This window comes from Sulfurimonas sp. (assembly GCF_041563035.1).
Taxonomy (GTDB): domain Bacteria; phylum Campylobacterota; class Campylobacteria; order Campylobacterales; family Sulfurimonadaceae; genus Sulfurimonas.
In genome coordinates, this window is record NZ_JBFFNS010000001.1 from 24,170 (window position 1) to 45,319 (window position 21,150).

General features: G+C 33.7%; 24 protein-coding genes. 14 read left to right on the top strand and 10 right to left on the bottom strand.

What is annotated here, in order from left to right:
• Positions 1-20 precede the first annotated feature (20 nt).
• From ovoA to ABZC13_RS00145, 6 genes are all read left to right on the top strand, one after another.
• Positions 21-2,120: a 5-histidylcysteine sulfoxide synthase gene (gene ovoA, locus ABZC13_RS00120; protein WP_372998153.1), complete on the top strand. Its 2,100-nt coding sequence runs from the start codon at positions 21-23 to the stop codon at positions 2,118-2,120.
• Complete coding sequence (locus tag ABZC13_RS00125) at positions 2,117-3,301, top strand: PatB family C-S lyase (RefSeq protein ID WP_372998156.1); 1,185 nt, start codon at positions 2,117-2,119, stop codon at positions 3,299-3,301. Before ovoA ends, ABZC13_RS00125 begins: the two co-directional genes overlap by 4 nt.
• 20 nt (positions 3,302-3,321) lie before the next feature.
• Positions 3,322-3,540, top strand: a complete 219-nt coding sequence (locus ABZC13_RS00130; protein WP_372998159.1) for a hypothetical protein — start codon at positions 3,322-3,324, stop codon at positions 3,538-3,540.
• Positions 3,541-3,544: 4 nt separating this feature from the next.
• On the top strand, positions 3,545-3,970 hold the full coding sequence (locus ABZC13_RS00135; protein WP_372998163.1) for a pyridoxamine 5'-phosphate oxidase family protein: 426 nt from the start codon (positions 3,545-3,547) through the stop codon (positions 3,968-3,970).
• Positions 3,971-4,197: 227 nt separating this feature from the next.
• Positions 4,198-4,890: a dUTP diphosphatase gene (locus ABZC13_RS00140; protein ID WP_372998166.1), complete on the top strand. Its 693-nt coding sequence runs from the start codon at positions 4,198-4,200 to the stop codon at positions 4,888-4,890.
• Positions 4,891-4,893: 3 nt separating this feature from the next.
• Complete coding sequence (locus tag ABZC13_RS00145) at positions 4,894-5,463, top strand: ATP-binding cassette domain-containing protein (RefSeq protein WP_372998169.1); 570 nt, start codon at positions 4,894-4,896, stop codon at positions 5,461-5,463.
• Positions 5,464-5,475: 12 nt separating this feature from the next.
• Here ABZC13_RS00145 and crcB read toward each other — a convergent pair whose 3' ends face one another.
• Genes crcB through ABZC13_RS00180 form a run of 7 tightly spaced genes read right to left on the bottom strand, consistent with a single transcriptional unit; the run spans position 5,476 to position 10,610 of the window.
• On the bottom strand, positions 5,476-5,862 hold the full coding sequence (gene crcB / locus ABZC13_RS00150) for a fluoride efflux transporter CrcB (RefSeq protein WP_372998173.1): 387 nt from the start codon (positions 5,860-5,862) through the stop codon (positions 5,476-5,478).
• Positions 5,831-6,529: a lysophospholipid acyltransferase family protein gene (locus tag ABZC13_RS00155; protein ID WP_372998176.1), complete on the bottom strand. Its 699-nt coding sequence runs from the start codon at positions 6,527-6,529 to the stop codon at positions 5,831-5,833. The genes crcB and ABZC13_RS00155 overlap by 32 nt, the downstream gene beginning before the upstream one ends.
• Entirely contained in the window at positions 6,507-7,643 is a 1,137-nt protein-coding gene (locus ABZC13_RS00160; RefSeq protein WP_372998179.1) for a hypothetical protein, read from the bottom strand. Before ABZC13_RS00160 ends, ABZC13_RS00155 begins: the two co-directional genes overlap by 23 nt.
• Positions 7,640-8,314 (bottom strand): phosphoribosylformylglycinamidine synthase subunit PurQ, encoded by a 675-nt coding sequence (gene purQ / locus ABZC13_RS00165; protein ID WP_372998181.1) that lies wholly within the window; start codon positions 8,312-8,314, stop codon positions 7,640-7,642. The genes ABZC13_RS00160 and purQ overlap by 4 nt, the downstream gene beginning before the upstream one ends.
• A complete protein-coding gene (gene purS / locus ABZC13_RS00170) occupies positions 8,314-8,553 on the bottom strand; it encodes a phosphoribosylformylglycinamidine synthase subunit PurS (RefSeq protein WP_372998184.1) in 240 nt (79 codons plus the stop codon). The genes purQ and purS overlap by 1 nt, the downstream gene beginning before the upstream one ends.
• Before the next feature lie 3 nt (positions 8,554-8,556).
• Positions 8,557-9,270 (bottom strand): phosphoribosylaminoimidazolesuccinocarboxamide synthase, encoded by a 714-nt coding sequence (purC, locus tag ABZC13_RS00175; protein WP_372998187.1) that lies wholly within the window; start codon positions 9,268-9,270, stop codon positions 8,557-8,559.
• Positions 9,271-9,278: 8 nt separating this feature from the next.
• Entirely contained in the window at positions 9,279-10,610 is a 1,332-nt protein-coding gene (locus ABZC13_RS00180) for a S41 family peptidase (protein WP_372998190.1), read from the bottom strand.
• A gap of 208 nt (positions 10,611-10,818) precedes the next feature.
• Here ABZC13_RS00180 and ABZC13_RS00185 point away from each other — a divergent pair, with 208 nt between their 5' ends.
• The 8 genes from ABZC13_RS00185 to ABZC13_RS00220 all read left to right on the top strand — a co-directional run bounded on the left by ABZC13_RS00185 (position 10,819) and on the right by ABZC13_RS00220 (position 17,111).
• Positions 10,819-11,241 (top strand): hypothetical protein, encoded by a 423-nt coding sequence (locus tag ABZC13_RS00185; protein ID WP_372998193.1) that lies wholly within the window; start codon positions 10,819-10,821, stop codon positions 11,239-11,241.
• Positions 11,242-11,387: 146 nt separating this feature from the next.
• Positions 11,388-11,828: a hemerythrin domain-containing protein gene (locus ABZC13_RS00190; protein ID WP_372998196.1), complete on the top strand. Its 441-nt coding sequence runs from the start codon at positions 11,388-11,390 to the stop codon at positions 11,826-11,828.
• Positions 11,829-11,845: 17 nt separating this feature from the next.
• Complete coding sequence (locus ABZC13_RS00195) at positions 11,846-13,135, top strand: hypothetical protein (RefSeq protein WP_372998199.1); 1,290 nt, start codon at positions 11,846-11,848, stop codon at positions 13,133-13,135.
• A 7-nt stretch (positions 13,136-13,142) separates the two neighbouring features.
• A complete protein-coding gene (locus ABZC13_RS00200) occupies positions 13,143-13,658 on the top strand; it encodes a shikimate kinase (protein ID WP_372998202.1) in 516 nt (171 codons plus the stop codon).
• The gene (locus tag ABZC13_RS00205; protein WP_372998205.1) at positions 13,651-14,076 is read left to right on the top strand and encodes a thioredoxin; all 426 of its coding nucleotides are present in this window, start codon (positions 13,651-13,653) and stop codon (positions 14,074-14,076) included. The genes ABZC13_RS00200 and ABZC13_RS00205 overlap by 8 nt, the downstream gene beginning before the upstream one ends.
• A 2-nt stretch (positions 14,077-14,078) precedes the next feature.
• Positions 14,079-15,371, top strand: a complete 1,293-nt coding sequence (gene hisD / locus ABZC13_RS00210) for a histidinol dehydrogenase (RefSeq protein WP_372998207.1) — start codon at positions 14,079-14,081, stop codon at positions 15,369-15,371.
• A 71-nt stretch (positions 15,372-15,442) separates the two neighbouring features.
• Positions 15,443-15,919, top strand: coding sequence for a DUF2231 domain-containing protein (locus tag ABZC13_RS00215; protein ID WP_372998210.1), 477 nt, complete (start codon positions 15,443-15,445; stop codon positions 15,917-15,919).
• A 106-nt stretch (positions 15,920-16,025) separates the two neighbouring features.
• A complete protein-coding gene (locus ABZC13_RS00220; RefSeq protein ID WP_372998213.1) occupies positions 16,026-17,111 on the top strand; it encodes a PAS domain S-box protein in 1,086 nt (361 codons plus the stop codon).
• Here ABZC13_RS00220 and ABZC13_RS00225 read toward each other — a convergent pair.
• From ABZC13_RS00225 to ABZC13_RS00235, 3 genes are read right to left on the bottom strand one after another with little or no spacing between them, the layout of a single operon-like run.
• Complete coding sequence (locus tag ABZC13_RS00225) at positions 17,101-19,158, bottom strand: ATP-binding protein (protein WP_372998216.1); 2,058 nt, start codon at positions 19,156-19,158, stop codon at positions 17,101-17,103. The genes ABZC13_RS00220 and ABZC13_RS00225 overlap by 11 nt on opposite strands.
• Entirely contained in the window at positions 19,151-19,720 is a 570-nt protein-coding gene (locus ABZC13_RS00230) for an SCO family protein (RefSeq protein ID WP_372998219.1), read from the bottom strand. Before ABZC13_RS00230 ends, ABZC13_RS00225 begins: the two co-directional genes overlap by 8 nt.
• The gene (locus ABZC13_RS00235; protein WP_372998223.1) at positions 19,720-21,105 is read right to left on the bottom strand and encodes an HD domain-containing phosphohydrolase; all 1,386 of its coding nucleotides are present in this window, start codon (positions 21,103-21,105) and stop codon (positions 19,720-19,722) included. The genes ABZC13_RS00230 and ABZC13_RS00235 overlap by 1 nt, the downstream gene beginning before the upstream one ends.
• Between the last annotated feature and the right edge of the window lie 45 nt (positions 21,106-21,150).

Here is a 21,150-nt window from a genome sequence, read left to right on the forward strand (position 1 = left end):
ACAAAATTTAAAGGCTTCATTTGAGTAACATTAGCATGTATCCAGTAACACTTGATGGAAACGACATACAAAATAAGAGACAAGAGATAAGAGACTATTTTCACAATACGTTTACTCTCTATGAAAAAGTATTCGAATTACTGAAAAATGATGATGTATTTTATAAAAAGTCGGAATTGACTCGTCATCCTATGATATTTTATTTTGGACATACGGCAACTTTTTTTGTAAATAAATTAATAAATATGAAAATCATAAGCGAAAGAGTAGATGCAAACTTTGAGTCTATCTTTGCTGTAGGTGTAGATGAGATGTCTTGGGATGATGTAGATTCTAAAAACTACGCTTGGCCAGCAGTTAATGAGGTTAGGGAGTATAGAGTAAAGGTTAGAGAGATGGTTGATGAGTTGATAATGACTCTGCCTCTAACTCTTCCAATATCTCAAGACTCTGATATGTGGGTAATAATTATGGGGATTGAGCATGAGAGAATTCATGTAGAGACTTCACTTGTACTTCATCGTCAGATGCCAATAGAGTTTGTAAAAGAAGTTAGTGAGTTGAGACCGTGTTCTCACAGCTCAGATGCTCCTACAAATGAAATGATAAGTATAAAGTCACAACATATTGAACTGGGTAAAGATAAGCAACATCATCTTTATGGCTGGGATAATGAGTACGGTACTTATGAAGAAGATGTAAAGGAGTTTAAAACATCAAAGTACCTTGTTAGTAATAGCGAGTTTATGGAGTTTGTTGAAAATGGTGGTTATACAACTAAAGAATTTTGGGATGATGAAGGAAAAGAGTTTTTAGAAAACTCCGGAGCTTCATATCCTGCTTTTTGGGTTTTACAAGATTCAACATATAAATATAGAACTCTGAGCAAGATCATAGAGATGCCTCTTGACTGGCCCGTTGATGTAAATGCACTCGAAGCTGAGGCATTTTGTAGATACAAAAGTCAAAAAGATGGTGTGACATACTCTCTTCCAAGTGAAGCTGAGTACAGAGCTATTTATAATCAATCTAGATTAGAAGATCTACCGAACTTTCATGAGAGTAGGGCAAATCTAAACTTTTATCACTTTGCAAGTGCGTGCCCTGTAAATGAGTTTAGTTTTAATGGCATTTTTGATGTGGTTGGAAATGTCTGGCAGTGGAGCAGGACTCCGATACGAGCCTTTGAAGGCTTTGAAGTGCATCCAGCTTATGATGATTTCTCAGTTCCGACTTTTGATGATAAGCACGCTCTTATACTTGGTTCATCTTGGGCTAGTAGTGGAAACTTGATTATGAAACATTCCCGTTATGCTTTTAGAAAACATTTCCCGCAGAATGCAGGATTTAGATATGTGATTTCAGAAAATTCAAACGATGAAGAAATAGATATTTATGAGAGTGATGAATTAGTTTCTCAGTACTGCGAGTTTCAGTATGGAGATACGCACTTTGGAGTTAATAACTTTGCAATAGAGTGTGCAAAAATAGCTTCTAAGTTTGCAATTAAAAAAGGCAAAGCACTTGATTTAGGCTGTGCAACAGGACGTGCAACTTATGAGCTTGCAAAAGAGTTTGATGAGGTTGAAGGAATAGACTTCTCTGTAAGATTTGTTCAAGTAGGAGCGAAATTAAAAGATGAGGGTTTTGTAGCATTTCATTCAAGAGAAGAGGGTGAACTAGTAATTAATAAAAAAGTCACGATAGAAGAGTTGGGCTATGAGAACTTAAAAGATAAAGTCTCTTTTTGGCAAGGAGATGCTTGTAACCTAAAACCGAATTTTAACTCTTATGACCTAATTATTGCGACTAATCTAATAGACAGACTTTACAATCCCAGACTATTTTTAGACACGATAGATGAGAGACTAAATGATAATGGAGTTCTCATACTTACTTCACCATACACATGGCAAGAGAGCTCAACTGCTAAAGAGTTATGGCTTGGTGGTTTTGTAGATGCTGATGGTAAGGAGGTTAAAACTATTGACTCTCTAAAAGTTGTTTTAGGAGAGAAGTTTGAACTTCTTCATGTTCAAGATTTGGATTTTGTTATTAAAGAAACTGCTAGAAAGTATCAGCATACAATCTCACAAGTTAGTGTTTGGAAGAAGCGTTGAAGTATAGTTTTTCAGAGTCTGCTTGCAGAAAAGATACAAATGCAGAAAAATATACTTTAAGGGAAGAGTTGTTTGGTACGGAAGATGTAATGCCTGTCTGGGTGGCAGATATGGATATAGATACACCTGATTTTGTTCTAGAGGCTGTGAAAAAAAGGTTGGAACACTCAATAGTTGGTTATGAAGAGTTTCCCATTAGTGCCTTTGAAGCTCAGCTTGAGTGGATGAAAAATGAACATGGTGTAAAGTTTGAGCTCGAAGATATGCTTTACTCGCACTCTGTAGTAGCATCTATGAGTTTGGCTATAGAAGCTTTTAGTGATGTTGGTGATAAGGTTATAGTGCAAACACCGGTTTATCCTCCATTTTTTCACAGTGTAATGGAACATGATAGAGAACTATTAAAAAATCCTCTTAAGCAAAATGAAGAGGGAAAGTATATTTTTGATATAGAAGATTTAAAGTCGAAGATTGATGATAAGACTAGACTTCTGCTACTATGTTCACCTCATAACCCTGTTGGGAGAGTATGGAAAAGAGAAGAGCTTGAAGAGATTTTAGAGATATGTTTAGAACACAATATAGTCGTATTTAGCGATGAGATTCACTCAGATTTAGTCTATGCGCCTAACAAGCACATACCTTTTGCTTCTTTAACTCCTCAAGCCAGAGATATAACAGTGACAGCCATTGGAGTCGGTAAAACATTTAACATGGCAGGTTTTGCTATGAGCAGTGTGGCTATACCAAATAGAGGGTTAAGAGAGAAGTTCCTAAAGTCTTATAAGAAAGTTCATTTTGCACAAGGCTCGGTTTTGAGTCATGTAGCTTTTGAAGCTGCATATAGAGATGGGAAAGAGTGGCTTGAAGATTTAAAGTCACATCTATGGAATAACTATCAAATGTTGTTAGAAGTGTGTGAGAAATATAGCGATAAAATAAAAGTCATACCAATAGAAGCGACATATTTAGCTTGGTTGGATTGTAAAGGGATGGGGCTCAGCAATAAGGCACTTAGGAAGTTTTTCATAGAAGAAGCCAAGCTTGGGCTCAATGCCGGTCTTAGTTTTGGTAGAGAGGGTGATGGCTTTATGAGACTTAATTTTGCAGTCTCTACTACAAAAATGTTAGAAGTGATTAAGCGATTAGACAAAGCACTTTCGCTAAAATATCGCAAATAATTATAATACTAGGAAATACATTGGCAGCATTTGATTGGGATGAATACAAAGAGTTCAAAAAATTTAGCGGTAAAGAGGATAAGCTTCAGGTGGCTATAGATTTTATGAGAAGTTACTATAATATGAGCAGTCCAAGAGAGTTATATGAGATGCTAAGAGAAGATGACATTGGTCAAATGATGTTAGACAAAAGAGAGATTACAGATGCAGAAGGTCTAGAAAACTTTATGTTTCAGTAACAGTATGAGTAGTGATTTAGAAAAAATCGTAAACTTTATAAGTAAACATCATGTTATGAGTCTTGCAACTTCCGCAGACTCAGAGCTTAGTGTTTGTAACCTTTTTTATGCATTTGATGGAAAAGAGATCTCCTTTGTCGTTGCGAGTAGTGATGATACCACACATATACAAAATATTTTAAAAAATCCAAATATTGCTGGCAGTATTGTTTTAGAGACAAAAACTATCGGTAAGATTCAAGGTTTGCAGTTTAAAGGTAAATTTTTAGAAGCAAATGATGAGTCTCTTAAAAAGTTATACCTTAAGACATTCCCATACGCAATCGCTATGAGTCCAAAACTCTGGCAGATAAAAATAGATTATTTCAAAATGACAGACAATAATCTTGGATTTGGAAAAAAGATTATTTTGCAGGCTCCTTTTCTTTAAACATTGAACAATCCATACCACTACTTTGAAAAACAACCAGAGATGGAATTTGTGGTGATTTAAAGCCATAGGCCTTGCAACCATGGGGTTGATTCTTTTGCCATGTCACAAAATAAAATTGGCATTTTCTACAGTTAATTCTTTTCATAAATCTTTCTCTCTTTAAGTAGGGAATTCTAGCATATTAGATAAAATAAGTGAATTAATTTACATAAAGAGAAGAGCTGATGGATAAAATTTTACTTATGTTACAACTTCAAGCACAATTAAATGATGCAACAAATGGAGATAAATGGACTAAGGGTGTTACAAAGAATGGAAAAGAGATAAACTGGAAGAGATGCATATATATGGAATGTGCGGAGATGATTGACAGTTTTTCATGGAAACACTGGAAAAATATAAATCAAGATCCTGATTGGGAAAACTTACAGATAGAAGTTGTTGATGTATGGCACTTTATTATGAGTTTAGCTATTGAGAACTATTCACAAACTCTAAGAGGCGGGATAGAAGATTTAGCCATTAATATCTCAAACCTTGAAAGCTTCTCTAGAGTAGACACCAAGAATGAGAGTTTTGGATCTCAGGCTGAAGTAATAGAAAAAGTCGAGAGTATTATGCTTGCATCTCTTGGCAGAGGTGATTTAGACCTTGAAACTTTAATAACAGACTTCTTTGATCTAACTCTTATGAGCGGTCTTGACCTAGAGACTCTCTATCGTCTATATGTAGGTAAAAACATCCTAAACCAGTTCCGTCAAGATAACGGTTATAAAGATGGTTCATATATCAAAGAGTGGGACGGTGTAGAAGACAACATTATTATGAAGAATATATGGGAAAAAAACAGTGACATTAAACCAGATGTCCTATATAAAGAATTAACTAAATTATATTTAGCACTTACTAAGAGTTAATTATTGAATAATATATTAGAAGTTAAAAATTTATCTTTTGGATACAAAAAAGATTTTTTACTTTTTAATGATCTCTCTGTTACTCTAAAAAAAGGTGAGATAAAAGCTATAGTAGGAGCTAGTGGAGCCGGTAAAAGTACACTTTTTGAATTGATACTAAAAAACCTTAAGCCACTAAGCGGAACTATAGAATGTGCCTCTGCCTCTGAAGTATATCAAGACCCTTACAGTTCCTTTCATCCAAGTTACTCACTACTAAACCAGATAGAAGATGTAGCATCTACAGACGATATTGAGAGTTACTTAAATAGTTTAGACCTTGACTATGATTTGCTTTTAAAGCTTCCTCATGAACTCTCAGGTGGACAACTTCAGCGTGCTTCCATCCTTAGAGCTATGCTGATGAAACCGGATATTTTACTGCTTGATGAGCCAACATCCGCACTTGATAATGTTATACAGCTTGAAGTTATGAATATGCTTGTGAACTCTCTTGGTGAGATGGGAATGCTTCTTATCACACACGACTTGGAACTTGCAAAGTGGTGTGCTGATGAGATTATTATGATTTAGAAGTTGTTGAACCTATTTCAAAAAATACTTAGCGATATAAAATCCACCGCCAGCCATAAAAATAGTACCAAAAGCATTTAGTGATACATTTGCCAGTGCTAAAAATATATGCCCACCCTCTAAGAGTAAGAAGCTCTCAATAGCAAATGTTGAGTAAGTAGTAAGTGCTCCTAAAATACCCGTAGAAAGAAATGATTTGGCATGAAGAGAAAATAAAGTTGTATACATAAAGTAAGCTACTAATAAGCCCATTATGAAGCTTCCTACTAAATTTACTCCAAGAGTCCCAAAAGGAAGGTCGTGAGGTAGCCTATGAGATATTAGACCGTTAAAGTAAGCTCTAAGAACTGCACCAATAAAACCGCCGCTACCTATGGCTAGGATTGTTTGCCAACTCATCGTCATACACCTTTTGCATTTTAACTCTTAAGTCATTTAACCAATTCGGATTAGCTCTGTCAGCCACAAACGAATCCATATATATCACTTTTATGCGACCAGGTTTGTAGTAAAACTCTTTAACATTGTAGTACTTTGCAGTTTGCAGCATTACTATCGGCTGAACTTTTAGTTTATGTTTGTCCGCAACTATCTTTGCACCGGACTTAAAGGGTAGCATCTTTCCTTTTGAAGAGCGAGTTCCTTCAGGAAACATAGTAATGACTCTGCCTTTATCAAGTCTGTTTTTAGCATCTTTTAGAAGTTTAAGAAGAGAAGTCTTGCTCTCTCTAGTCACAGCAATATCTTGGGGGAGTTTTAGAGCAAGTCCGAAGAAAGGAATGTCAAATAGTTCTTTTTTCGCAACCCATGCTAGATCTCTACTTGTGATAGTCTCCATTATTCCTATGTCTAAATCACTTTGATGATTTAGCAAAAACATTTGGGCTTCAGGGTCTTCTTTGCCTTCTATATCTACACTGTAAAAAGTTGAGAGTCTGATTAGCCAAGCTGATATTTTTCTAGAATATGGTCTTGGAACAAGATAGTAAAGAACTATCATTAGTGCTAAAGAAGAAAAAATAATTATAGTTGCAAAGAGCCAACTAATTCGTGCAAATATCTTCATTTTTTACCCAACCTATTTTTTCATTTTTTAGTTTTACTTTTACAAAATCTTTCACACTTCCCTCTTTTTGTAAGTGGTATACACTACTGGCCCTTTCAAATATAGTTCCATTATGAACTGGAAGAAGATATATCTCAGATCCAATTTTTATACAAACTTCTTTTGAAGGAATAGCTAAATAAGCAATATATGCTAGTGGAATGATGATAAACACTAAATATATGTACTTTCTTCTCCATAGGATAAAGATGAAAGCTACAAGTGCGACAACACCTGCTATCATCATCTTTAGCCTCTCACGAGACTGATCTTTTGGTTTAAGATCAGTCTGTGTTGTCACACTGTCATCAATTACAATGATAGGTATGTTTAGACGTATAAATCCATTTTTTTCTAAGTTAAAGTAGGAGAAAGAGAAGTTCTCAATCTCTTTGTTAATAACTGCATAGTAAACAATTTTTGAATCAAAGTGAGACTCAATTATTGACTCAGCACCTTGTTTATAAACATTCTGAAGTTTAAATGCACTAATATCACAGTTAGTTGCAGTTGCTACAAAGACTACAATATTGTGCTGGTCATCGTAAGAAGAAGTTTTATATTCCAGTAGTTCAAAAGAGTCTGCAACTATATTTGCAAAGTTCTTTTTAGGATTTAGTGTTACTACATTTAGTTCTTTACCTACAAGTGTAGTCTCTTTATGGATAGTATTATTATAGTCATGTAGAGTTGCTGTAAAGTCCGGTAATATTGCATTGCTTGAAGTTGTTAAAAAGTAAAAAGTATCATGGTAGTATTTAGAATCTTCTTCTCTATAAGGAATCTCATTTAAAACTTTTAAACCTTGATAGTTTGTAAGTTCATAAGTGATGTCTATAAAACTTGGTACGGTTGAGAGTGTTTTAATAGTTATGGGAAATATTTCCCCTTTTATAACTCTATCTGGAGTTTTCTCAAAATTAAGATATAAGACTTTTTGTAAAGAAGCAGTAGTAGAAATAGTTTGATTTGTCTCAAGTGTATTATAGGATACATTGTTATCATCAATAATAGTAGTTTCGTTTGAGTTTAGAGTTGTTATGTATAACAACCCTAAAAGAAGTAGACGAATCACGCTTCTAAAAATCCTTGAAGCATTTTAACACCATCATCACTTCCAAGAATTGTCTCCATTGCACGCTCCGGGTGAGGCATAAGACCAAATACATTCTTCTCTTTATTACATATACCTGCAATAGACTCAACACTCCCATTTGGGTTTTTGATCTCGCCATTAGCATCTGTATATTTTAAAAGTATTTGATTGTTAGCTTCTAACTCTTTTAGGCCATCAGCATCTATGAAATAGTTTCCATCGTGATGAGCGATAGGAATATTTACAACATCATTGTTGTTTAATTTTTCTAAGAAGACATTATCATTGTTAATAACTTTTAGATGATGATGCTTAGATAGAAAGTGAAGACTTTCATTTCTTTTTAGAGCACCTGGAAGTAGTCCAGCTTCAGTCAATACTTGAAAACCGTTGCAGATTCCAAGAACTTTACCACCATTATTAGCATAGGTCTCTACTGCTTTCATAACAGGAGAAAATTTTGCAATTGCACCGCTTCTTAAGTAATCACCATATGAGAATCCACCGGCAACTACCAAAAGGTTGGTATCACTTGGAATTGACTCAGATTTATGCCAAATAATTTCTGTTTTAGCACCCAATGCTTCAAATGCATGTTGCGTGTCATATTCACAGTTCGTTCCCGGAAATTGAAGGATAGATACTTTCATTAAACTAGCTCTATCTCGTAATCTTCAATTACTGTGTTTGCAAGAAGCTCTTCGCACATCTTTGTTACATCAGCCATAGCTTTTGTTTTATCACTCTCATCTAGTTCAAGAACAATCTGTTTGCCAACACGAACATCACTTACCCCATTGAAGTGTAGAGAGTCTAAAGCGTGGTGAACAGCCTTACCTTGAGAATCTAAAACACCTGCTTTTAAAGATACATTTATTATTGCTTTCATTTATTATTTTCCTAATATTCTATTTAATACTTGTTCGTATGCTACTGTTAAACCGCCAAGACCTTGACGAAATCTATCTTTATCCATTTTTTCACCACTTTCCATATCCCAGAAACGACAGTTATCAGGTGATATTTCATCTACTAAGATTATATTTCCATCTTTATCTTTTCCAAACTCTAATTTGAAATCTACAAGATTAAGACCTTTTTCTGCAAAATACGGCTTAAGTATATCATTGATCTGTCTAGCCATACGACGAAGTTTGTCTAGTTCATCTTGATAATCAACCAATCCAAGAATCAGCGCATGTTGATCATTTAGTTTGGGATCACCTAATGCGTCATCTTTATAATCAAATTCAACTAAAGTGAATGGAAGTACTTTTCCATCTTCTATACCAAGATTACGAGTAAGACTACCAGTTGCAATATTTCTAACAATAACTTCTATTAAAATTACATCAACTTTAGTATGAAGCATGTGATTGTCATCTAGCATCTTTACAAAGTGAGTCTTAATACCATTGTTTTCTAAAAGCTTAAACAGCTCAGTAGAAATCTTGTTGTTAAGTGCACCTTTTCCAGCTTCACTAGATTTTTTTTCGCCATTAAACGCCGTTAAATCATCTTTAAACTCTGAGATTACTAAGTTCTCATCATCAGTTAAAAATAGTCTTTTCGCTTTGCCTTCGTACAGTAGTTCTCTTTTTTCCATTCTAGTTTTTATCCTTTTACGATTATTAATGCTTTCATGATATCAACTGATTCTTTTAGTTGAATATCTTTGTATAATTGTTCTTGCGTGATTATATCTTTTTTAGCCTTATCTTCTTCAGCTTTTTTAGAGATTTTTTCTTTATTTTTGTCATGACCGTTAGCTTTGTCTAACTCTTCTTCAAGATGTTTCTTAAGATCAGCTTCTTTTATTGAGAAACCATTCTCTTTTTTTGCAACTTCACCCGGTTGAACTTCGATGTCTGGTTTAACACCGACAGCTTGAATGGTTCTTCCGCTTGGAAGGTAATATCTAGCGATTGTAAGCTTGATAGCCTCTTTCTCTGTGATTGGAAGTACAACTTGCACGCTACCTTTTCCAAAAGTATTTTCACCAAGGATTACACCACGTTTATGATCTTGAAGCGCTCCACTAACAATTTCAGATGCAGAAGCACTCCCTCCGTTAACTAAAACAACTAGAGGTACATTTGTAACTGTATTAGTTTTCTTAGCGCTATATACTTGGTCATCTGATGTTTTACGACCTTTTTGAGAAACAATATCACCCTCATCTACAAACAAATCAACAAGCCCAACCGCTTGATCTAATAAACCTCCAGGGTTATTTCTTAAATCAAGAATAATACCTTTTGTCATAGCTTTTTTCTTATTGATAGCTTTCATAACATCTTCAACAACTTTTTTATCAAAGCTTGTTACACGAACATAAAGAATATCTTTGCCTATAGTTTTTGTGTAGACAGATTCGATAGTTATAACACCTCTGACAATATTTATAGGGATTGGTTTAGCCTCTCCCTTACGAACGATTGTGATTTCAATAGGATCACCGACTTTTCCTCTCATAATAGCAACGGCTTCGTCTATCGTCATGTTTAGAGTTGATTCTTCATTGATTTTTAAGATGATATCACCGGCTTTTAAACCAGCTTTATCTGCAGGAGTTCCTTCAATAGGAGCTATAACTGTTAGTGCCCCGTCTCTAATTCCAACAGTAATCCCTAGTCCGCCAAACTCACCATCTGTCTGAACTTTCAGTTTTTTATAGTCTTTTTGAGTCAGAAAGTTTGAATGAGCATCAAGGTTATTCATCATACCTTGAAGTGCTTTGTCCATTAGCTCTTCAATTGTTACATCATCCACATTATATTGTTCAACAATACTAATGACTTTTGTAAATTTAGCTAGAGCTTGAAGTCTGGAAGCTTCCTTTTTTGTGTTATCTGTAGTTTTTGCAAAAAGATTTGCAGAAAAAAGTATAGAGATTGCAATAGTTACAGAGACAAAACCTAGAGTTATATATTTTTTGTTTTTCATATTTATTCCTATTATTTTTAAAGAGAGATATTATAGTAAAAAGCTGTTTAAATAACAAATGAAAGATAGACAAGGAATTTTAATCAAGTTAAAGATAAGAAAATATTATTAAACCTATATTCATAAAACAACTTAATAGATATAATTAATATACAAGTGTGAATATGACGTTACAATTTAGTTAGTTTAAAGTTATTTGGAGGACAAAATGGAATCATTACCATTATTAATCATAGTAGGTGTAGTTTTATCGCTAAGTGCTTTTTTGTTTTTTGAAAGTCTGGCAATTAAAGCGAAGAAACAGAGTGTTTTGAGTGGGGAAATTGTTGTAAAGGATTGTGACCTTGGTGAAAGTTTTATCAGATATGATACATCAAGAAATGTAGCTTACTTTTTTGTTTCTAGTTATGTTATATCTCTTGCAATAGCAATTGCTGGATATAGTCCACAATATGGTCTTGTAGAAGCATTGTTATATATCTTCTTAACAACATTTATTGGATCTTCAATTATTTTTGTATTGAAGTTTAAAAAAAGTTTATTGATTACAGTTTTCGCAACTTTTCTTTATGGAGTGCCACATATTGGAGCTTCAGGACTTGCGTTTTTAACAAGATTTTTATTTTCATAATATAAATTTCTGTGTTAGTTACCATGATATAAATCATGGTGACAAATAGCTATTTTACTTTCATTAGCATTTGCTTGATTTGTGATAATCCCAATTTTATAATTTTTGAATATAATACAAAAATTATTTAATCAAGGTATACATTAATGAGCACAATCAAAGAATATTTAACAGCAGATCATAGTAGATGCGATGAGTTTTTTGCATCTATGGAAGCAAAGGCTAGTGGCTCTTTAGCAGACGCTAAAGGTGATTTTGAAGAGTTTGCTAACGCAACTGAGAGACACTTCCAAATGGAAGAAAGAGTTATGTTTTTAGAGTTTGAGACAAAGACTGGTATGACAGAAGGCCCAACTGCAATGATGAGACACGAGCATGCTCAGATGAGAAGTCTTGTAAAGCAGATGGGTGAAGCTTTAGATGACGGAAACAAAGATAAGTTCTTTGGTCTATCAGAGACTCTAATGATTTTAATGCAACAGCACAATATGAAAGAAGAACAGATGCTATATACTATGGCTCAGCAACACCTAAGTGCAGAATCACCAAGAATAGTTGACATGATGGAGTCTATGATTGTTGAATAGTTTTATCGGAGTTAACTATGGAGCTTAATGGTTTATCAATAGATCAAGCTCCTCCAATATTTGCGCCGCTTAGGTTTTATCTAACCGCACCACTATTTGCAATACTGGCGGGCTTTTTAATCCTTTTTAGTGATGCCTCTGTCTTGATGAGTAGATATTCGACCGACTCTATTGTAATAACACATGCTTTAACAATAGGTTTTTTGGGTTTTATCATGCTTGGTTCATTGACTCAAATGTTGCCAGTATTAGCTGGGGTCCAGATTCCAAGAGTAAATTTAGTCTCTAAAACTTCTCATATATTTTTAGTACTAGGTACTCTGTCAATGTTACTTGGTATTATGTCTGAATCTGTATTCTTTGACACAGCTGCTTTAATTTTACTATGTCTTGGTTTTACAATGATGATAGTAGTTATAGCAATGGCAATTACAAAGGTGAAAAACTTTAACCCTACCGTAAAAGCGATGAGCGTAAGCCTTGTCTTTGCAGCTTTTACAGTTATAATGGGACTCTTTTTACTTTTTACTTATGTGAATAGTGATTATGCAATATATAGAAATATTATTGCAAATGTTCATAGTGTATGGGGTGTCTTTGGTTTTGGGGGAATTTTGATTATAGGTGTTACCTTTCAAGTTTTACCTATGTTTTACGTTGCACCTAGATTTAAGCAATTTTGTAAACAAAGAGTAGTTTTACTTCTTAGTATAGGTTTGATTATATGGTTGTTTACAAGTATATTCGCAGAGTCATATTCGATTATTGGAAAGTCATGGATTGCACTTTTTTTCTGGGCGTTTGCTACTACTGTATGGAGAAAACTGAGTGCTCGTCGTCGTCCTATCAGTGATGTTACTGTGTGGTATTGGAGAGTTGCAAGTATATCTTTAACGCTTGGTGCTTTTCTTTGGATCTTTGATGAATACTTTAAAAATGAGTATGTAGTAATGGTTGGGATTCTGCTTGGCGGTGGGTTTATACTATCTATCATGATTGGGATGCTTTATAAAATAATTCCATTTCTTGTTTGGTTCCATCTTAATGCTATGGGTTATATGACTATACCAACGATGAATGAGATGATAAATAAAAACCTAGCAAGAATACAGTTTGCTCTTTTTATTGCTTCTCTAATTGGTTTTGTATTTGCATTTTATATTCCAATATTACTAAAAATTTCTGCACTTAGTTTTATAGTAAGTATGGTAATTTTACAATATAATGTTATAGCACCTGTTTTGATATATAAAAAAGTTAGAAAAACTAAACCAGATTTTGACATGAGTGCTTTTACAATAAACTAGGATTGAAATGAAAAATATCATATTAATAGGATTTATGGGAGTTGGAAAGGGCAGTGTAGCTCGTGAAGTCATTAAACATTCTGATTATATTGCTATAGATACTGACGACTTGATTGAGAGTATGGAAAATAGAAGAATTAAAAATATTTTTGAAGAAGATGGTGAGGACTACTTTAGAAAGTTAGAGCTAGATGTAGCTTTATGGCTTGAGTCAAGTGTTAAAAATACTCTTATTTCAACAGGGGGAGGTTTTTATAAGCAAAAAAACCTCAAAAAAATAGGTACAATAGTTCTTTTGGACTCTCCATTTGATAAGATAATAAAGCGAATAAAAAATCATCCAAATGCATCGAAAAAATTAAAAAAAAGACCACTGTTAGCTGATTTGAAAAAAGCACAACAACTTTATGATGAGCGTCGTCCAGAGTATTTGGCACTGGCTGATATAGTTATCGATGTTACAAAAAAAAGTGCACTAGAGTGCTCAAATGAACTTCTTAAAAAGGTGAAAAAATATGCGTAAAATATTAATATACTTAACACTTCTCTTTGCTACTACAATAATGGCATCTGAGATTAAATGGGCTAAAGATTATCATGCTGGTATAAAAGAAGCAACTAGATTTGTTAAGCCTGTTCTTTTTATCTCATCAAGACATACCTGTAAGTTTTGTGTGATTTTAGACAATGGTACTTTAAAAGATAAAAGAGTTGTGGAGGCTCTAAACAGAGATTATGTTTCTATCATATCATATAGTGATGAGAATGACTATATGCCAAAAGAACTTTGGCAGCCCGGTACACCGGCTATTTGGTTTTTACTTCCAAGCGGAGAGCCTATGTTTCAACCTATAATGGGTGCAGTAGATGCAGAAAACTTTTTAAACGCATTAGCAATAGTTAAAACGGAGTTTGACAACTTCAAGAAGACAGGAAAATAAGAATGATTTTTACAGATACAAACAGTCCAGATTTCGCTGATAGTTTTAATGAACTATTAGAAAGAGGAAAAATGGATATAGCACATGTGAGTGCTATTGTTGGAAATATTATAAATGAAATAAGAGAAGACAAAAACAGTGCTCTAAAACAGCATATATCTAAGTTTGACAACTGGACTCCAGTTAGTGATGAAGATCTAAAAATATCAACAGAATCTATGAGTAAGGCTTACGATAACTTAGATGCAAAACTAAAAAATGCTTTACATCTGGCATATGACAGAATCAAAGTTTACCATGAAAAGCAAAAACCTAAATCTTGGTTTGACACAGAAGATAATGGAACTATTTTAGGTCAAAAAGTAACTGCAGTAGATAGTGCAGGTCTTTATATCCCAGGCGGTAAAGCAGCTTATCCATCTTCACTTCTTATGAATGTTATTCCGGCACAGGTTGCAGGGGTCCAAAAGATAGTTGTATGTACACCGACACCTGATAATGAGCCAAATGAACTTCTTCTCGCTGCTTGTCATCTTTGTGGTGTAAGTGAAGTTTACAAAGTCGGAGGTGCGAGTGCAATCGCTGCTATGGCTTATGGAACTGAGAATATTCCTAAAGTTGATGTTATTACAGGACCTGGAAATATTTTTGTTGCAACTGCTAAAAAAATGGTTTTTGGTGATGTAAATATTGATATGATAGCAGGACCTAGTGAGATTGGAATCCTTGCTGATGATAGTGCTAATGCTAATCACTTAGCAGTTGATATGTTATCTCAGGCTGAGCACGACGAAATGGCAAGTTCTATCCTGATTACTCCATCACAAAAACTTGCTGATGAAGTAAAAGTTGAGATAGAAATCTGGCTTAAAAAACTTCCACGTGAAGAGATAGCTAGAAAGTCTATAGAAGAGCGTGGTGCAATTATTGTAACTCGTGATATGGATGAGGCAATAAAGCTTATGAATGATATAGCTCCTGAACACTTAGAAGTAGCGACTGATAACTCTTTTGAACTTTTACCATTTATAAAACATGCAGGGGCAGTATTTTTAGGTCATAATACTCCTGAAGCAATCGGTGATTATGTAGCTGGTCCAAACCATACTCTACCTACTGGTGGAACAGCAAAGTTTTATTCTCCTCTTGGAGTTGAAAACTTTATGAAAAAGACTTCTATCATCTCTTTTTCTCATAAAGCTATTAATGAGATAGGCGAGGAATGTGCTCTTATCGCAAATACTGAAGGTCTAACAGCTCATGAACAATCTGTACGAGTAAGACTCACTAAGTAATTCTATTTCATAAGAAAAAACTATAAAATAAACTGTACAATACCCTTATAAATTTAAAGTAAGGGTATCACATGTTACATCCAGCAGCCGCTCATTTCGCAGTAGCACTTCCAATTATCTCTCTAGTATTAGGTCTAGCTTATCTATATAAGCCAAGTGAACTTATGTCAAAAGTTTCTTCCCGTTTTATGGTTTTTGCAGCCATCTTTATCATAGCTGCCTTCTTTACAGGAAAACATGATGGTGGAGAAGTTTATATACTACTATCTGGAGAGGGTAAACAACTGTTATTGCAACATAAGCAATTAGGACTCTACTTAGCAATAGCAATGGGTATAGCAGCAGTTATTAAGTTTTACGGATGTTATAAGCAAGTTTTTAAAGCAGAAATTTTTGCAATAGTCTTAGTTGCTATTATTGCAGGTGGTACTTTATACCAAGGTAAAATGGGTGGAGATCTAACATATACTTATGGTGCACATGTAAAAGACCACTCAGACGGTATGGACTGCTTGGCAGAAGCAGCAGAGGATGAAGCAGACGATTAAGAGTTAGAACAGAATAAGAATAAATAATATAATTTGACTTTGGAATTTTTATTAGTTATAATCTTTAATAATAAAATTATACTTATATAAATAAGAAGATTAACTAATGAGAGATTGTGAATCGAATATATTAGAACAGTATAGATATATTGTTGATGAGACAAGTATGGTTTCTAAATCAGACTTGTTGGGAACAATAACTTATATAAATAACAAATTCCTAGAAATCACCGGCTACTCTGCTGAGGAACTTCTAGGTCAGCCTCACTCTATCTTAAGAAATCCAGATACTCCAAGCGAAGTCTTTAAAGAACTATGGGATACCATTCAAGCTAAAAAAGTTTGGAGAGGTATAGTAGAAAATATAAAAAAAGATGGTTCAAAGTATACAGTTGAAGCTTCAATCTATCCTATTATAAATTGTGATGGTAATATTCTGGAATATATATCTATACGTCATGATATTACAGAGCTCAAAGAGTTGAATTTTAAAAATGAGATGTTGCGAGAGTATGATGTTTCACAACAAAATATTGCAAGAGAAAAGCTTGAAGCAGGTATTGTTAACGAGTTGGACAAAAAAAATTGTAAGGTGATATATCATCCCTCAGATATACTTTGTGGTGATTTTTACTCACTATTTCAACGTGATGACGGTTCAATATTTATATATATATTAGATGGTCAAGGACATGGTGTTTCTCCTGCTTTAACGGTTTTTGCTGCATCTGCAACTATAAAAGAACTAATCAAAGGTAAGGGCGGTCTAAAAAAAATATGTAAAAAACTATTTCCTACAATTAGAACATTTTTAGGAGAACTGGAACAACTTTCTTATACTATGGTCATGATAAATCCAAAAGGAAATAAACTATCATATGCTTCTGGTGGAATGTACCCTTTTAAATTAAAAAATAAAAAAGATATCTTTAGAATAAAAGCGAACAACTTGCCATTTATGGATTTTTCTGATATTCCGGAAGTTACAAAGATAGATATATCAGGATGGAAATCCGTAATGCTCTATAGTGATGGACTTGTAGAACATGCAAAAAAAGATGAAGAACATTTTTTACCAAGTCGACTTATTGATGATCCATCATTAATTGATTACACATCTAGTGCACTAAATAATTATGAATTTAGTGATGATGTAACATTGATACATTTAGAAAATAATTTTAATTCTTAAACATATTTAGCAAAACTTCACACTCTCCAATATCAAAACTCTCCACAGCAGCAGATAGTTTATTTGAAATATTTATAAAACTCTCCAGATTGTCTTTTTTAGCAAATACGTATAGTTGATCTGCAAATTTTTGTATTAGCTCTATATCTCCAGCTATCTTTGCTTCTAACAGGAGCTCTTTTAAAGCTGGATAGTTATCTAGAGAGATATCAGTTGTATGTGTATAAGTTGTTATGATATCATTTTGTATGACCTGAATTTCAGATTTTAAGTAATCTGACATAGCAATCAGTAGACTATCTTTTTTCAATGGTTTATGCAAAAAGTTATCAAATATATCATGCTCTTTATTATGTTTATTGAAGATTACAGATGCAGTAATTGCTATGATTGGAATGTTTTTAAACTTTTTAATCTCATTTGTAGCTTCAACCCCATTTTTCTTTGGCATCTTTATATCCATGAGTATTAGGTCTATATGACGCTCTTTTACCAGGTCTATTGCCTCTTGACCATTAACCGCCTCTATGATTGTAAGTGGAGTGTCTTTTAAATATTCGATGATAAGTTTTCTATTTAGTTTAATATCATCTGCAACAAGTACTGTAGCTTTCTCAAATATAACTTTTTGATTTAGTCTTAACTTGGCAGCTGGGTTAGTTGTAGCAATGTCAATATTGAACAGGGTGATTCTAAAAGTAGAACCACTATCCTTTGTGCTCTTAACAACTATATCTCCGCCCATTAAATTCACTAATTGTTTTGTTATTGCCAATCCAAGACCTGTGCCACCATACTCTTTATTACTCTGATTTGTGTGTTGTGCAAATGCTTCAAACATTTTTTCTTGCTCAGTTGCGTCCATACCAATTCCACTATCCTGGACTTCAAAAACTAGATTGACTTGATTGTTGTCTTTATTTGTTGAAGCAAATATATTAAGATTAACATAGCCCTCATGTGTAAATTTAATAGCATTACTTATTAAATTAAGTAGTATTTGTCTTACTCTCACTTCATCAAGCATTAAATTTGTTGGGACACCATCATCTACTTTTACGTTTAGCTCCAGTGCTTTGGATTTTGCCTTGTGATAAAACACATTTTTAATCTCATCTCCAATAGCCCTTATATCTGTAGCTATATTTTGTATTTCCAGTCTTCCTGCTTCAACTTTTGAAAGATCTAATATATCATTAATAATAGCAAGCAGTATTCTAGAACTGTCTTGTACTGATTTTACATAGTTTTGATTTGTAGTGTCTTTTACACTTTTTTCAAGAAGGTCTGTAAAACCGATGATTGCATTCATCGGTGTTCTAATCTCATGGGACATATTAGCTAGAAACTCTGACTTCATATTATTTGCAGAGTCCGCTTCTTCTTTTGCCTGTTTTAACTCCAGAGTTCTAATCTCAACCATACTCTCAAGGTTTTTATTCACTGACTCTAATGCTTCTTTTGTCCTGTGAAGTTCTTGATGTGTTTTATCCATATAAAAAACAATATTTGCTACGACAAACCACTCAAATATAACAAATGCTCCATGAAGTAAAACAATGTCAAACCCACAGCCATAGTTGAAAACTACAATCGGTGTATCAAAGACTGTAATATTGTATTGCTGTAGATAGTTAAATATCAGGTGGTGGAGTATCGTAAATACAGATGCCAGTGTAATGATCTTATGGTCTCTGTATATTACTAAAAATGAGAGAGCTCCAAAGATATGAAAGTGCATCTCAATTCTACCTAGACTCTGTTGTATCATTATAATAGAGAAAGTAAGAAGAACTAAAGCTAGTACATATCTATATGTTTGAGTTCCTGCAAATGATTTGTATGAAAAGTAAGTAATTCCAAAAAGAATTCCTCCACCGATAAACCCAAGAAAGTAAGCATCAAACAGATATGCAGTAATTGTAGATACAATAATCCAGTGTACAAATACTAGTTTTAGCATAAACCCATCAGCACGTGCATACTCTTTGTTCATATCAGAAGAAAAAGTGGTGTCTAAAAAAAAGACCTTCAATAAACTATTCATGGAGTAACTCCTCTATATCTAACTTTATTTGATTGAAATCATAAGGATAAGAATTGTATATATATCTTATCTCTTTTTTGTTTTTGCTTCTCTTTGTAAGGTATAAGTTTGCTGTATGATCATACTCTGTTTTATCCATAAGAGATTTTGAAAAATATACACTAAAGACTTTTGTATATTCTCTTAAAATATTTTTATCTAGATATATTCCTTTGAAGTCTTCATTGAAAAAGTGAGCAAATCTATTTGGAAGAGTTTTATCATCAGGAGTAGATATATCTAAAAACTCTATACCTACTCTTTTAGCGGTTTCATAACTTAGTGATTTGTAAAGAGTACTAATATCTTGCATCCTTGGTGTACAAATGTCTGCGCATCCTGAGTAGCCAAAAAATAGAAGTTTTATATCTTTGTCATCGTTTAAAACAAGTGGAAGTTCAAACTCTTTATGAATAGAGGTTCTTGATATACCTTTTGTAAGGAAAGTAGGTATTATCATTATAAGGACAGATACAACTATGACAAGTAGAATCATAATTGCAGCAGATGTTTTTTTTTGCATTATTTGTTATATTTTTGTTTTATTTTTAGTACTTTATCTAAATTTTTTATTAGTAAGTCAACCAGTTTGGGTTCAAAGGCTATACCTTTTTGAGATATGATATATTTAGTAGTGTCTTCAACGCTCCAAGCCTTTTTATATACTCTATCGTTAGTAAGAGCATCAAATACGTCTGCGATGGCTGTGATTCTGCCAAACACATGAATCTCCTCTCCGCTAAGACCTCTAGGATAGCCCGTTCCATCCCATTTTTCATGATGCTCGTATGAAATAAGAGCTGCAGCTTGTAGTAGTTGGTGTTTTGATTTATTGAAAATTTCCCATCCAAAAGTAGTATGGTTTTTCATAATCTCAAACTCTTCATCTGTCAGCTTCGCTGGTTTTAAGAGAATGGCATCCGGTATAACAACTTTTCCTATATCATGCATGGGAGATGCCATTTTTAAAAGTACTATATTCTCGTCTGTGCACCCATAGGCTCTTGCTAAAAGTTCAGATATCAAAGATACCCTGTTTACGTGGTCACCAGTCTCTTTTGATCTCCACTCACCAAGTTCTCCGAGTGTATGCAGAACCTCTTCTTGAGTGGCAATAATGTCATTTTGAAGTTCCATCTCTTTTGTAATGTCGGTTCTTATACTTATGTACTCAACAATTTCATTGTTATAGTTTACTATTGGAATAATAGTAGACTCAAAATAGTAGTTACTTCCATCTTTAGCAATATTTTTAACTAGACCATTCCATGTTTTTTTATTGGTAATAGTCTCCCACATATCTTTATAAATCTCATTACTGATATCAGGACTTCTAAAAATTCTGTGATTTTTACCAATAAGCTCTTCTCTTGGGTACTTAGTCAGTGCACAAAATTTATCATTGACATATGTTATATTTCCATCTAAGTCTGCTTTAGAGACTGAAGCAGCTGCATCAACGGCAATCTTATACTGCTCAAGCAGAGTCCTTGTCTCGTTAACCTCTTGAAGCAGTTGCTCTTGTGCATTGAAGAGGTCAACATGTGTTTTAACACGATGAATAAGTTCAAGTTCATCAAAAGGCTTTGTTATGTAGTCTTCAGCGCCATGCTCAAAACCTTTTCTAATGCTGTCTTTGTTTGCATTAGCGCTAAGAAAGATTATTGGTATATTTGTTGTATTCGCATCTTTTTTAATTATAGAAGCAGTTTCATAGCCATTTAATCCGGGCATATTTATATCTAATAATATAAGAGAGTATCTTCGTAGTTTAAGTTGTTCTATGGCTTTTTCGCCACTTGTTGAAAAAAATATATTATATAAGTCTGTTGACTTTAGAACATTCGCAGCCAGCTGTATATTCTTTGCATTGTCATCGACTATAAGTATATTGTGCTTTTTCGTCATTATTATCCATTATATATAGTTATGTCGATATAAATTGTACTCAAA